This window comes from Winogradskyella thalassocola, assembly GCF_900099995.1.
Lineage (GTDB): Bacteria > Bacteroidota > Bacteroidia > Flavobacteriales > Flavobacteriaceae > Winogradskyella > Winogradskyella thalassocola.
Map to the genome: position 1 here is coordinate 1 of NZ_FNCZ01000016.1, position 12,888 is coordinate 12,888.

Sequence of the window (12,888 nt, forward strand, 5' to 3'; positions counted from 1 at the left end):
TCGGTTCAGGACAATTCGCTGGGAACGCTGGTTCTCGATCAGAATATTTTGCTTTTATATCTTCAAATGTCATTTTTGGTCAAATTGTGTACAACAATTGGATATACGTATTGTCTATATCCAGCTTATAAGATGTTATTATCAATTTATAAAGCTATAACATATTTTAGATATTTCTATACGTAACATTACGTAGTTTTGTGGAAATTAGATATTTAATAGCCTAATTTAGAAAATGTAACTGAATAGAACAGCTGCGAGGATTTTTATGAATAGGTTAGGGCGAAGACTAAATTATATATAGTCTAATATTTAATTTTCAATGTTTTTCCGTCTAAAAACTTACCTTTTGACTCAGAAATTTTTAGTTTTTGCTCTGCGGAAATTCCAATTGTTTCTCCATCTTTTAATACGACATTATAAGCTATAACATAATGAACTAAATTGAACATCATTTCATTCAACTCTTCAATTGAGTTGTCCGATTCCACAATTTCCATTTCTTGTTTTCCAAAGTCAGCGAGTCCATAGGTGTAAACCGATTGTTTACCGTTTTCGTTTCTTAAACCAAAGTAAATCCAATTATATAATGGTAGATCTTCTTCAGACATCATTTCTACATTTGCTTGGTAGAAGTCTTTTTTTATAACTAAAGTTCTACCACCAATATAAATTCCTAATGATTTACTATTGTTCATAACAGCAGAGGCAATTTTGCTGTATAATAAATTTTCATAAACGGCATTTTTTCCGGCATTCATAATTGATAAGACGATATGTCCCTTATGCTTTGAGGATTCTTCAACTCCATTTTTCCAGAAATAGTTGTATTTAGCAGTGCTTTCTACTTCACCTTCTGGTATCGCAGCAGGAATATTTGCTATGGCAATATTATAATCTCCAATTACTAATACAGCAGCTTTGTTGTCCGCGTCATGGTCATCTACGTTTAATTTCCATTTTGTCCGTAATTCATTTACGGTGCCTTTTAAGTCAAATGCATTTGGTTCTTCTAAAAGTACCATTCCTAAAATAGCTGAATTTGTATTAGTCTCAACCTTTTTTTCTTTTTTTAAGAAGCTAAATAATCCCATTGAAATAATTCCGATTAATAGTAGTGTTATTGATTTTTTCATAATTGTGTCTAACGGTTTTTTGTATGAAGCCGAAGCATCCTGAAAGGTGCTATGTATTATACAGTTCGTTAGGGGCTTTTTTTAATACCTTATACATGTTGTTGAATGTTTCAATATTAATTCTGTTTTGCTTTCCTTCTGCAACGACATAACCTGTTAAACTTTCTAGTTCCGTTTTGTTTTTTCTATTTCGAAAATCAGAATGCATAGAAGTGGTCGCATCAGATGGAAGTGATTTCAGTTTCTCTAAAACGACCTTCTGCTGATTTTTATCAATATTAATTTGCTTTGATATAGCTAAATCTGTGACTTCGTTTATTAAATTGATTAACATATTATACTTCTCTTTACTATTTAAAATACCACCAATATTGGAATCAAAGTAGGCTGTTGCCGTTGCAATAGAAGCTAAAAAAATAAACTTCTCCCAAGTGATTTTATTAATGTCCTCGGATACAACAGATTTTATATTAGCGTTTAGAAAAGCATCTTGAAGCCATTGTAGTTTTTCGTTGCCTCCATTATCCATGCCAAAGAATAATGAATGGATGTTGCCGTTTTTTATAATCAACCCAGGTTCTTCTAACCTTGAAACAAGATAAACACACCCTTTGGCAATACTATTCTTAGGTAATTGTTTAGCGATCTTGTCATGGCTATCAACTCCATTTTGTAAAGGTATAATTATAGTGTTATCATTAATGGATGGTAATAGTTGTATTAAAGTTTCCTCTAAGTCATACGTCTTGGTACACATTAGAATATAATCTACAATACCAAAATCACTGACTTTATCTGAAACTAAGTTTGGTTTAATGACCAATTCAAGGTCATTCTCATTAATTCGTAATCCGGATTCTTTAATTTTTAATAAATTACGACCTCTCGCAAGAAAAAAGATATCGACGTCATTACTATCGTAGTAATCTTTTGCAAGTAATCCTCCAAAGAATCCACCTATTCCTCCAATTCCTGCGATTAATAGTTTCTTTTTTGACATTTTTGACTAATTGTGACTAATGGTTTTGTGCATGGTTTAGTTAGTGTGTTTCCTGCGCTTTGGTGTTGTGTAGTTAAGCATCTAATTTAGCAAATAAAAACCGAAAATACTTTTAGAGTATTTTTTTAAATAATTAATGGCCAATAGAGAGCGTGTACAGCTAATAAGGTTTTACTTGTTTTTTACCACAGTACTTTGATGCTACGCTTTTTTTATTCTTTTACTCCTTCAAAACGGTCTGAACCCATAGAGAGTACAATGCCCATATTACCTTCGTTTGTTGAAGGTGTAAATTCGACTTTAGCAGGAAAATCCTTGACCATAAATAACGTCTCTGTTTCAGGGAATAATTCATTAGCTTTTCCTCCATCTACAGCAATTAATAGTTGCAATCCCTCTCGAAAGATTTCAGCTTTAAAACCTTGATTCATTATATATGTTCCTATATAACTGTCTAATAAGGAAGTCGTTAATTCAGTAATTTCATTTTTGTAAATGCTTGAGGTAATATCAAATAATAATGTATTAGTGTTTATCACATTAATATCGCTGATGTTCGATACCACCAAGATGAGTAAATCATCTTCAGGAAAATACATATCTGATATCGAATAGCCGAATATAAAGCCATTATGAAAAATAGCGGTTTTGTTAAATTTCTGATCACTGTAAAAGCCATAGCCATAAACTGATTTTTTTCCGTTATTTAAAGTGAAAGGGGTCCACGCTTTTATCAAATTTTCCCTTGATATAACTTTGGAACTCATTAATCCATCATACCATTTTGAAAGATCTTCTACGGTTGAATGTATTGAACTCGAACCTCTCGTTTGACTGATAGAATGATATCTAGCATACACTATAGCATTATTTTTTAATTCGTACCCGGTTGCTAGATTTGGAATTACCTGTCCTTCATCAGGTACGTATGAATTGGTCATACCCAATGGTTTAAATATATTTTCATCAACATAATCAGCGTATTCCATTCCTGAAGCCTTTTCGACGATATAAGCTAATATGTTAAAATTTAAATTACAGTAGTCGTGATTTTTACCAGCCTCAAACTTTATCGTGTCGTTTTTAAAATAATTAAGGACCTCTTTACTGCTTTCAAAATAGTTTCTTGCATCTGTATTAGCCCAAATAGTATCGGTGTGACTTTTTAGTCCAGAGGTATGAGACAAAAGGTGTTTAATCTTTATGTTGTCTCCATTTTTAGAATAATTAGGGATATAGCTATTGAGAGCATCGTTGAGAGATAGTTTTCCTTTCTCTAGTAACTGAAGTATACTAATTGCGGTAAATTCTTTGCTTATACTTCCTATGTTAAATGAATTTTTGATATCCATATCAACATTGTTTTCTATATTGGCTTTGCCAAATGCTTTTTTATAAAGGACCTTTCCTTTTTGTTTAATAAAAACGATAGCTCCCGGACCATCATTTTTAACAGTAGTATTAATGATACTATCTATTTGAGCACTTTTAACTTGAGAAGCTGTATCTGTACAGTAAAAAGTGAAGCATAATATTATTACAGTTTTGAAAGTCAATTTCATAATAATTTTATTATTTCGTTAGAGTCTAATAGTGGTCAATATTATTGAGTATGTTTTTTTTTTTTTTTTTTTTGCTACACACTGGTGTTGTGTGTCTTAGGGTCTAATTTAGTAAATAAATCACAGATAAACCGAAGCGCAGCGAACTGGCAGGACAGTATTCCGTAAGAATGTTGGTAAGTAGGGGAGGACTAGCTATTAATTATATGCGGTATTGCAAACCGTTTTTATTCTACATTGTAATTTCCGTTTGCCCATTTTATGGTCGGTTCAATCCACTCCTTTAAAGGTTTGAATAAAAATCCGTGTCCCAGTCCAGTATTCAGTTCGATTTCTTTAAAGTGTTTTAGGTCGCAATTGGAGGTTGTCTTTCGAGCCCATGAAGAAACTCCATATGGATCGGACTTTTCATAAATCGTTAAAATATTTCCGCAATAATTTATTTCGGGTATGTTTTGAATATCACTGTTCCTGAAACTTGCGATAAACACAAAATTTAAATCGTGATTATTTGCCAAGGTAGAAACGTATTGAGCAATATATCCGCCTTTTGAAGTTCCAACCACAGTTATTTTTCTCGGTTCTGTTCCGATTTTTATTAAGCTGTCAATTTGGGTTACAATTCCGGTTGCGTATTCCCTTGCGTTAACATTTCCATTACGTTTTTCGCTTATTACTTTAAGTCCTCCTTTTTTTAATTCAGCAATAATTGCGTTGTATTCAGTTCGCCCAAATTCGGGATGCAATTCATTCAGTTCGTGTTCTTCTAAAAATCGGTTGTGAAGGAAGAAAACAAATCGGTCATTATTTTTATTTCCGCACGCAAATAAAATTGAGCAAAAAAGAATTCCAATTAATAGATTTATTTTCATTGCTTTACCGTTTTCAAAATTGTAGGCCACGTTTTTATGTATGATTAGGGGCGTGGTTAAGTACCTAATGTAGCGAATAAATCACAGATAAACCCGAGCGCAGCGAACTGGAGAAGCAATATTCCGAAGGAATGTTCGAAAGTCGGTAGTAACCTAGCAATTAATTATACACGGTATTGTGCTTTCGTTATTTTGTATTCAGCTATTGTTCTAATTCTTTGTCAATTTGAGAAATAATATCCTTAAGGCTTTCCTGGTTTATTACAAATGTTCTCCAATAATAAAAATTCTTTGATTGAAAATAAATATTAAGATCTGCTATTAAATATTCATCCGTTAAATCACTAATATTTTTATACGGCTTATAAGCTATTACATGAGCATATTTATAATTTAAATTAGATGATTCCTGCCTCAAGATTTCAAATAGATTTTCATTGGTAGGTGCATTAAAAGTATAAAACCTTTGAATATTTGAATATAAGGTGTCATTTATTATAAGGTCAGAATTGCCATCAGCAATCATTGCATCGTAGGCACTTTTGCTTGACCGAAAGGGCATGTCATAGCCAAATAACTCCGAATAAGATATTTTGCTAATTGTATCGAAGCCTTCAAAGGGGGGTATTTCTTTTCGAGGATTAAATGAAGGTAAAACCTTTTTAAAGTACATAATCTCTCTTCCCCAATAAGGTTTTAATTCTTCGATTAACTCTAAATCTTTAACCATATCCGAACGAATTTCTTTCAAAATAGTGTTAGCTTTCAATTTGCCCTTTTGAACTTCATTCCAGTTATTAATCTGCAATGCAATTAAAATACCAATTACGACAAGAATAATTTCTCCAATTGCGTAAATCAGATATTTACTGAATTTATTTTCGGTCAGCATATTTTGTCTAATTTTTCTAAAGAACTTTATCATTGGTTGGTTATTTCTCGAAAGTTAGGATAATTATTTCATTCCGTTCGAGTGAGAATAATGTAACGGTTTATGTTAATGAAGCAGAACTTATATGTATATAAGCTGTGGCGTGTTTTGGCTCTAACCTTTCCAAATAGAAACTGGTTTTGTGCAATCTTTAGGGATTTTTTTCCATGTGAGGACCGACCAAGCCATACCTTCTATACTTTGTTGTGCCTAAGCTTTTATTGTTCTTCTATTATTGATAGTCCTGTTGACTTATCTCCTGATGTCCATTCCCAAGTTTCATAAAGGCGGATTTTTCCACTTTTAAGAATTTCAGGTCTTGATTTACATGTTCCTGTCATAATTTCATTTTTATTATTTATTTGGTGGTAACGCATATCTATGTTAGCGTTTTTATCTACAATTCCGATGAGATGGCCTTTTTTTACCTTACCACCAGAATATTCAGATGTCAGAATGTTTCCTGTTTGATGATATATAAAAACAGTTTCGCTCGATGTTTCTCCGTTTTCTGAATTTAAAATTGGTCTAAATATTTTTCCGTTATAATCAATCATTTAGTCTTAATTTAGATCATCTATATTATCTAAAACATAACATTGTTCCCATTGAGACATTCCGATTTTTGGATAATAACTTACTGCTTTAGGTGCTGAAAGAAGTATGAGTTTGGCTTTAGGTGAAGCCAATTTAGTTTGCCGAATCAGCTCTTTTCCGATGCCTTGTTTTTGGTGTGTTTCATCAATAGCTAAATCAGATAAGTAAGTGCAATAAACAAAGTCCGTTAAAGACCTTGCAACACCTACCAATTTTCCGTTATGTCTTGCTGTAATTGTTAAATTCCCGTATTCAAGCATTTTAGCAATTCTATCGGGTTCCGAGACTGGTCTTCGTTCTCCCAATGTTGAATTTATTAGAACTTCAGTAAATTCTTCAACGCTTAATTCTGTTTCTATTTGATACCTTATCATACTTTATAAATTCATTTCGTAAAGCCAATATTTTTTACCATATCTCGGCTCGAGTTCTTTTATTCTTTTAAATCCAAGTTTTTCATAAATGTGTCGCGCTTTATCCATAAATTCTGATGTGTGAAGCGCTATTTTTTTCTCGCCACTTTTTTTAGCAAATTCAATACATGCTTCAGTTAGTTGCTGTCCTATTTTTAAACCTTTGTAGTTCTCTGAAACGGTTACAAATCGGATATAACATTGGTCTACATTATATATTTCTGTTGGATTACCGCTTGGGACTAAAAAACTCATTCCAATTATTTCTCCTGTGTCATTTTCACAAACGTAACTTGTAGAATTTTGCAATAAGTCGCTGTATACCTTCTCGTTTGATAGACTATTTAATAATTTATCCCAGTTTCTATGAGTCAGTTTAGTCTCAAATTGCTTCCAAGTAGTTAGTCCTAAGTGTTTTACGGAAGTTAAATCGTTTATGTTTCCTTTCCTAATTTTCATATCGTGCCAAATGGTTTTTAGCTTACGTACAACGACCTTCGGTAACGCCGGAAATTGAGCAATTATCATTATACTGTATTGTAAAACGTTTTTTATTCATCACGCTATATGTTATTTATAATTAGTGATTTATATCCGAATTCTCCAATGTCAATTATATAATTTTCTTGTTCTAAAGTAGTTAGGCATTCAGTCAAAATCTCATTTACCTTAATCTTTTTGTAAACATCTTTCCACTCTTTAGTGGTTTCTATAAACCATAATAAAGTTGAGCTATTAAAAATTCCATAATTTATTCCGCCATTTATTTTTATGTCTAAAATTTGATTATTAATCTTATTTTCAAATCGGCAATGACTTCCGTGAAATTGATAAATCCAATTATCAGGTAAAGAACCTTTCCATAAATCATTTTGGCACGTAATTAACTTGCTAAAAGGGTGTTCTTTCGATAGGTCAAGGTTAAATTCAGTCCCTAGAATATTTATTAATTCATTCGCTTTTGAATCGAACTTAATGACTACTCCTAAAATTATTTTTTCTATTGAGTTCAGTTTTTCAAATGTTTTACAATAATTGGATACTCCCAATTGTCAATATTTCATCTACAATGGCAACTTTAGAGTTAGGTTAATTTTTAATTATTGGCAAGGTTTTTATCTCTTATTCCTTTTTGGATAAGGTGCTTTTAACTTACCGTTTTAAGTTTATAAAGCTATAACATTTTTTAGATATTTACATACATGACTTTACGTAATTTTATGACCATTAGAAGTTTATGGGGATTTTGTAAGTCGGCTAGAAGCAAACAATTAATTTTATACAGTGCTGGCAACCGACTTTATTTTTTTATTAACTCTTCGATCTTAGATTGTAATTCTTTTTCTGCACCAATGATGTCTAAAATCATCATCTTAAAAATTACCTTCTTATTCTTATCGGCCTTTTCAAAGTTCTGAAAACCATATTCCATTTGTCTTTCTATTCTTTGAATTAAATTTTGTTTCCTTTCTTCAATATCAGATAAAGCAGATAATTTTTTATAATCAATTAATTCAATTTTAGAATTGGCAATAGCATTCCACGAATTAGTCTTTATAGTAGGACTCTGAATACCATTAGACTTCATCATTATTTCGTACAAGGTGACGTTGTCATTGTCCATATAAGTATTGAGGGTATCCACAGATGCCAATTGCTTAGGAATCACTCTTTTTATATCTAAGCTGCTGTCTTCTAATTCGCTTTCGATAGATGAAAATATTTGATTTAAATATATTTTATCCTTTCTGTCTTCATTCCAGTTATTAATTAATAAAGCAATCAAGATTCCGATGATTACAGGAATAGTTTCGTTAAATAATCGTCTTACGGTTTTCATTTGTAATTGTTTTTTTAAGGTCGCATCTCATTTTTTTCTATACGGTTTTGTATACCGTTTTTTTTAATTCAACAATTTCTTTTGTGTCATTAATAATCCTTTTTCGATCTGTTTTTAAAAAAACAAACTTTATGTTTAATCCGTTAAATTCGAATTCGATTTTCCCATAGTTGCTGAAAAAATTCGGTTTTTTAATTCGTAAAGCCAAAACATTCTCTAATTCATATGCTTCAGTTCCTTTTTTCAAAAGTGGGTTTGAATAGGTAATCGTAAGTATATTCTTTTCAGTTTTTATGTAATCAAGATATAACGGTTTTGACCAAAATTGATGTGTAATATTTCCAATTATCCAGCCAATAAAAAATCCTATATTAATTTTAAATTCAGGAAAAAAATATTCAGTTAATAGTGATACAGGAATCACTATAAGGAACGAGAATGTTTTATATAATATGGTTAAATTTCGTTTCATTAGTTTCCTTAAATTGAATGCAGCGGTTTTGTTTATAGTTTACGCCGTCTGTTTCCTGAGCCTGAGTGCTACGTGTTTAAACACCTAATTTAGCAAATAAATCACAGATAGCAGATTGGGTAGAATTGTTTCTAATTTGAACCAGTTCAAGGCTTATAATCATGTATTGTATTTTTAAATAATCAGCATGTCATCAAAAATACTTTTTCCGAAAATCTAAAGGCGTCATACCTGTTTTAGATTTAAAAAACTTTGAAAAATAGGCATAGTCAGAGAATTGGAGTGTATAGGCTATATTGGCCAAATTGCCTTTAGAATGTACAATCAATCGTTTTGCTTCTAGGATTATTCTTTCAGAAATTAACTGGCTTGTGGTTTTATCTATGGTTTCTTTTACGACTCTATTGAGATGCTTTGTAGTTATATGTAATTTGTCCGCATAAAATTTCGGTAATTTCTCATTGTAAAAATGAGAGTTAATTAGGGTTTCTAACTTTTCAAGTATGTTAGCATAGTGCGGTGAATTCAGTTTCTCTAAATTGGTATCAACTGTATATGCCCTTGTTAATTCTATATAAATGTTGTTAATGGCGTTTACGATTTTTAACTCTCTTAATAGATTAGTTTGCTGATATTCGTGATATGCTTCCTGAAAATTAAGATATAATTCTTTCTGTTTTGCATGAGTTAATTCTAGTACAGGTGGGTTTTGATTCGAGTAGAAAAAAGGAAACGTTTGAAGCTTATGTTCTAAAAATTTGAGTTCATAAAATTCTTGAGAATGAAAAAAGATGTAACCTTCTGGAGAGGTTTCAAATTTCCAAAAATGTGTTTGCCCTGGTTTTAAAAAGAACACCTTCCCCGGATTTATATCATAAGAATTAAAATCAATTTCGTGGGTTCCAGTGCCTTCACTAAAGAGCACACATAGATAGAAATTATGACTGTGTGGTTTATTTATTAAACTCTTATTGAGCTGTATATGATTTGAAAACGAATTGATATACACATCATTTAGCGACGCGGATTCTTTAAACTGACTAATATTGAGAATAGGTATTTTCATAATAATGTCCTAAAAGTACAAAAATTGGTGTATATACTATATGTCTAAAAGCAATTTATAATCGGAATTTTGCGGACTAATAAACACGATGTGATGAGTAAAGTTATTAATGCTTTGAATTGTAAATGTCCTAATTGTAAAGACGGTAAGATTTTTAGTGACAGTGGAAATATCCTATTGTTGAAGATTCCTAAAATGAACGATAGGTGCCTAATCTGTGATTATAAATTTGAACGTGAAGTGGGTTTCTTTTTTGGCGCTATGTTTGTTAGTTATGCACTTGCTGCGGCAGAAATGATGGCGTGTATGGTTGTGTTTTGGAGTCTAATTGAGTTTTCACCCTTACGTGTTTTCTTAATTATTGTGGCGATGGCATTTCTATTAAGTACTTTTAATTTTAAATTGTCGAGGTCTATTTGGATCTATTTGTTTTATAAAGAAAAGGTCGGAAGTTAAGGTTTCGGCTAGGCGTAGTTATGTGCCTAAGTTGGCAAACGTTTTTATTTCGTTAATTCGTAAAATTTATAGCGACCTTTCTTTTTGTTTTCTCTTTTAAATCCTTTGGCATCTTTGTGCTCCGGAATTTCAAAAATTTTGTTTTCAATTTTACTATTTCTTATTTCGACCAACCTGTATTCTTCGTACAAATCAACATTTTTAGCTTCTAACTTATAATAGTAAAGTATGGAGTTATTCAGTGCTGGCGCTATTTCTTTTGGATGGATTTGTTCTCATATATTCCTGGCCAATAGACTGTTACGTCGTAGCCGAAAGATGGCAAATTGCAATGAATTCCCATAAGGGGGGTAATATGCAATAAGTTATATGCGTTGTTGCCAGTAGTTTTTATTCCGATATAAACTTTTCAAATTCCGATTGATTTATTTTTTTTTCTATTCTTGGTTTTTCAAATTTTAGTTTTCCATTTTCCGTAACTGAAGCAACTTTATCATTAGGTTTCTCCATAAAATATTCGAACGCGTTATTGGTAAAATCATATTCCGACCATACATAAATATCTTTTTTGTTTTCGTTTTTGTAATAGTCAGTTTCAGATTTAGCATTTAAAAACCCATATTCAACAACTTTCTTGAAATGTCCATTTTTTGAATTCTCATCATACCAAGCTATTTCGAATTGCTCTGACCATTCAGGAATGTGTTTTAGATTGTCTGATATTTGTGGGATTCCTAATTTCAACCGTTCAGAGTTACATTCAACTCCGTGAGTTTTATTTAAAGGAATGAAATAAGAGTACGCAGATTTAATTCCAAATATTATCAATAGAACAAAACAATATTCAAGAACTTTTTTTCCAACATTTTTTAAAGAGAAATTAAATTCTTCTTTATCACTTTTATAATCCAAATAATATGCTCTGGAAATCGCAACAATAAAAATTCCAAGAGGTATTAATATATATTCCATTTTCTCAAATTACTGTCAACGGTTTTGTGTATGGTTTACTTCGTCTGTTCGCTGCGCTCGGGGGTAGCGTGTTTAAGCAACTAATTTAGCAAATAATATTCCGCAGGAATGTTCGTGAGTCGGCAGTGACCAAGCAATTAATTATACGGTGTTACCATACGTTTTTATTCAGTTTCTTTTTTTTTTTGTTAATGATTTTATTTATTCCAACGTATAACAATTCAGGTGTGTGTTTTTCTGCTTGCCAAATCCATATTTTCTTTTTCTTTTTGTTATTTTTTATAATCAAAGAGTTTTTCTTTTTCTCAATTTCATTAAATTCAGAAATCCGAATTTTTTTATATCCAAATAAGTATTGAGTCAACAACGTCTCGTTTTGAAGAATTAAATAAGGTGCTTTTCTTCCTTTGTAATTTTGAGTCAAAGTAACAGTTCCGATTAAAATCCATCCATATTGAAAGAAAAGTCCCATTGAATCCGTAATCAAGCTAGCAATTCCCATTCCGATTTGCACTATTCCTAAAACTAAATTTCCTTTCAAATGTGATTTAGAATAATTGAATTTCATAGGTTTTCTCAAATGTCTAGTCCTGAAATATGGCTACAGGTTAAAATTGAATTTACGCTGATAATTTATATACCATATTAGGTGTTTTATAATCTAAAGATAAATGTAATCTTATTTCGTTGTATAAATTAATTGCATTTTTTGCAGCTCTTTTTGCGTGAGCCACGTTGTCAAAGGTTTGGTCAAGGTAAAATTCATCTTTTAAGATGCCGTTTACGCGTTCCGCCATCGCATTTTCGTAACAATGATTTTCTTCAGTCATACTAATATCTATCTTTTTTCTTTTTAAAATCTGTGTGTATTGATTGCTACAATACTGTATTCCTCTATCTGAATGATGTATGAGTCCATTAGTGTTTTTAGCTTTGTAAATGGCCTTATTAAGCGCTCTCACACAGCCTTTTAGTTCTAAGCTATCACTTAGGTCATAACCGACTATTTTCCTGGAATACATATCTGTTATCAAAGCTAAGTAACAAAAGCCTTTAACTGTTCTAATATATGTGATGTCAGACACCCATACTTGGTTAGACCTTGTGACTTCTACATCTTTTATAATGTTATTGTATTTATAAAAACGATGATACGAGTTAGTCGTTCTGGCACTAGTTCTCTTTCTAAGTGTTAGCATTTGGTGCTTTCTAAGAACATTAAATAAAGTATCTCTACCAACCTTAATATTGGCTTCAGTAAAATCTGCATCTAATGATTTTAAAAGTTTTCTAACGCCTTCTCTAGGAAGGGATTTGCGCCTTTCTCTAACAATTTCAATAATATGTTGTTCTATTTCTAAACGCATATCAGCTCTAGATTTGTATTTATAATACGCATCACGTTTAAGCCCAAAACAATGGGTTATGGTAGTTAAAGAAGCAAATCCCTTAGATTTCTGTTCAGCTTTTACTAAGGCTTTATGCTTAACTTTTTTTTTAATTCAGCTACAGATTTATAGCCAAGATCTTCGGCAGCTACTTCCAGATATGAATCTAATACCAAAGCATCT

At 31.4% G+C, this 12,888-nt stretch carries 16 protein-coding genes; 1 reads left to right on the plus strand and 15 read right to left on the minus strand.

Annotated elements, in window-relative coordinates:
* Positions 1-305: 305 nt before the first annotated feature.
* From BLT80_RS19490 to BLT80_RS19540, 12 genes are all read right to left on the minus strand, one after another.
* Complete coding sequence (locus tag BLT80_RS19490) at positions 306-1,136, minus strand: DUF4261 domain-containing protein (protein ID WP_245710309.1); 831 nt, start codon at positions 1,134-1,136, stop codon at positions 306-308.
* Positions 1,137-1,185: 49 nt separating this feature from the next.
* A complete protein-coding gene (locus BLT80_RS19495; protein ID WP_092471169.1) occupies positions 1,186-2,136 on the minus strand; it encodes a ketopantoate reductase family protein in 951 nt (316 codons plus the stop codon).
* 212 nt (positions 2,137-2,348) lie between these two features.
* Positions 2,349-3,698, minus strand: a complete 1,350-nt coding sequence (locus BLT80_RS19500) for a serine hydrolase domain-containing protein (RefSeq protein WP_092471171.1) — start codon at positions 3,696-3,698, stop codon at positions 2,349-2,351.
* A gap of 227 nt (positions 3,699-3,925) precedes the next feature.
* Positions 3,926-4,570, minus strand: coding sequence for an alpha/beta hydrolase (locus BLT80_RS19505; protein WP_092471173.1), 645 nt, complete (start codon positions 4,568-4,570; stop codon positions 3,926-3,928).
* Between the two features lie 202 nt (positions 4,571-4,772).
* A complete protein-coding gene (locus BLT80_RS19510; protein ID WP_092471175.1) occupies positions 4,773-5,495 on the minus strand; it encodes a DUF6090 family protein in 723 nt (240 codons plus the stop codon).
* 224 nt (positions 5,496-5,719) lie between these two features.
* Positions 5,720-6,058, minus strand: a complete 339-nt coding sequence (locus BLT80_RS19515; RefSeq protein ID WP_092471177.1) for an avidin-fold protein — start codon at positions 6,056-6,058, stop codon at positions 5,720-5,722.
* Between the two features lie 6 nt (positions 6,059-6,064).
* Entirely contained in the window at positions 6,065-6,472 is a 408-nt protein-coding gene (locus BLT80_RS20185) for a GNAT family N-acetyltransferase (RefSeq protein ID WP_175455654.1), read from the minus strand.
* Positions 6,473-6,475: 3 nt separating this feature from the next.
* A complete protein-coding gene (locus tag BLT80_RS20190) occupies positions 6,476-6,970 on the minus strand; it encodes a GNAT family N-acetyltransferase (protein ID WP_175455655.1) in 495 nt (164 codons plus the stop codon).
* A gap of 104 nt (positions 6,971-7,074) precedes the next feature.
* Positions 7,075-7,560 (minus strand): DUF6896 domain-containing protein, encoded by a 486-nt coding sequence (locus tag BLT80_RS19525; RefSeq protein ID WP_092471179.1) that lies wholly within the window; start codon positions 7,558-7,560, stop codon positions 7,075-7,077.
* Positions 7,561-7,811: 251 nt separating this feature from the next.
* On the minus strand, positions 7,812-8,351 hold the full coding sequence (locus BLT80_RS19530; protein WP_092471181.1) for a hypothetical protein: 540 nt from the start codon (positions 8,349-8,351) through the stop codon (positions 7,812-7,814).
* Positions 8,352-8,388: 37 nt separating this feature from the next.
* Positions 8,389-8,823: a hypothetical protein gene (locus BLT80_RS19535; RefSeq protein ID WP_092471183.1), complete on the minus strand. Its 435-nt coding sequence runs from the start codon at positions 8,821-8,823 to the stop codon at positions 8,389-8,391.
* Between the two features lie 193 nt (positions 8,824-9,016).
* Positions 9,017-9,889 carry a helix-turn-helix domain-containing protein gene (locus tag BLT80_RS19540; protein WP_092471185.1) on the minus strand — a complete coding sequence of 291 codons (873 nt, stop codon included), beginning with the start codon at positions 9,887-9,889 and terminating at the stop codon, positions 9,017-9,019.
* Between the two features lie 93 nt (positions 9,890-9,982).
* On the opposite strand from BLT80_RS19540, the gene BLT80_RS19545 reads away from it, so the two are divergent.
* Positions 9,983-10,345 (plus strand): DUF983 domain-containing protein, encoded by a 363-nt coding sequence (locus BLT80_RS19545; RefSeq protein ID WP_092471187.1) that lies wholly within the window; start codon positions 9,983-9,985, stop codon positions 10,343-10,345.
* 390 nt (positions 10,346-10,735) lie between these two features.
* Here the strand turns inward: BLT80_RS19545 and BLT80_RS19550 are convergent, their stop codons facing one another.
* From BLT80_RS19550 to BLT80_RS19560, 3 genes are all read right to left on the minus strand, one after another.
* Positions 10,736-11,317 carry a hypothetical protein gene (locus BLT80_RS19550; protein WP_092471189.1) on the minus strand — a complete coding sequence of 194 codons (582 nt, stop codon included), beginning with the start codon at positions 11,315-11,317 and terminating at the stop codon, positions 10,736-10,738.
* Positions 11,318-11,468: 151 nt separating this feature from the next.
* Positions 11,469-11,885, minus strand: a complete 417-nt coding sequence (locus tag BLT80_RS19555) for a hypothetical protein (protein ID WP_092471191.1) — start codon at positions 11,883-11,885, stop codon at positions 11,469-11,471.
* Between the two features lie 52 nt (positions 11,886-11,937).
* Positions 11,938-12,819, minus strand: a complete 882-nt coding sequence (locus BLT80_RS19560) for an IS3 family transposase (protein ID WP_139181116.1) — start codon at positions 12,817-12,819, stop codon at positions 11,938-11,940.
* Positions 12,820-12,888 lie beyond the last annotated feature (69 nt).

Bases quoted from the DNA above. Each gene is read 5' to 3' on its own strand.
- BLT80_RS19490 (WP_245710309.1), bottom strand. From the start codon at position 1,136: ATGAAAAAATCAATAACACTACTATTAATCGGAATTATTTCAATGGGA.
- BLT80_RS19500 (WP_092471171.1), bottom strand. From the start codon at position 3,698: ATGAAATTGACTTTCAAAACTGTAATAATATTATGCTTCACTTTTTAC.
- BLT80_RS19545 (WP_092471187.1), top strand. From the start codon at position 9,983: ATGAGTAAAGTTATTAATGCTTTGAATTGTAAATGTCCTAATTGTAAA.
- BLT80_RS19515 (WP_092471177.1), bottom strand. From the start codon at position 6,058: ATGATTGATTATAACGGAAAAATATTTAGACCAATTTTAAATTCAGAA.
- BLT80_RS19555 (WP_092471191.1), bottom strand. From the start codon at position 11,885: ATGAAATTCAATTATTCTAAATCACATTTGAAAGGAAATTTAGTTTTA.
- BLT80_RS20190 (WP_175455655.1), bottom strand. From the start codon at position 6,970: ATGAAAATTAGGAAAGGAAACATAAACGATTTAACTTCCGTAAAACAC.
- BLT80_RS20185 (WP_175455654.1), bottom strand. From the start codon at position 6,472: ATGATAAGGTATCAAATAGAAACAGAATTAAGCGTTGAAGAATTTACT.
- BLT80_RS19510 (WP_092471175.1), bottom strand. From the start codon at position 5,495: ATGATAAAGTTCTTTAGAAAAATTAGACAAAATATGCTGACCGAAAAT.
- BLT80_RS19505 (WP_092471173.1), bottom strand. From the start codon at position 4,570: ATGAAAATAAATCTATTAATTGGAATTCTTTTTTGCTCAATTTTATTT.
- BLT80_RS19535 (WP_092471183.1), bottom strand. From the start codon at position 8,823: ATGAAACGAAATTTAACCATATTATATAAAACATTCTCGTTCCTTATA.
- BLT80_RS19495 (WP_092471169.1), bottom strand. From the start codon at position 2,136: ATGTCAAAAAAGAAACTATTAATCGCAGGAATTGGAGGAATAGGTGGA.
- BLT80_RS19550 (WP_092471189.1), bottom strand. From the start codon at position 11,317: ATGGAATATATATTAATACCTCTTGGAATTTTTATTGTTGCGATTTCC.
- BLT80_RS19530 (WP_092471181.1), bottom strand. From the start codon at position 8,351: ATGAAAACCGTAAGACGATTATTTAACGAAACTATTCCTGTAATCATC.
- BLT80_RS19540 (WP_092471185.1), bottom strand. From the start codon at position 9,889: ATGAAAATACCTATTCTCAATATTAGTCAGTTTAAAGAATCCGCGTCG.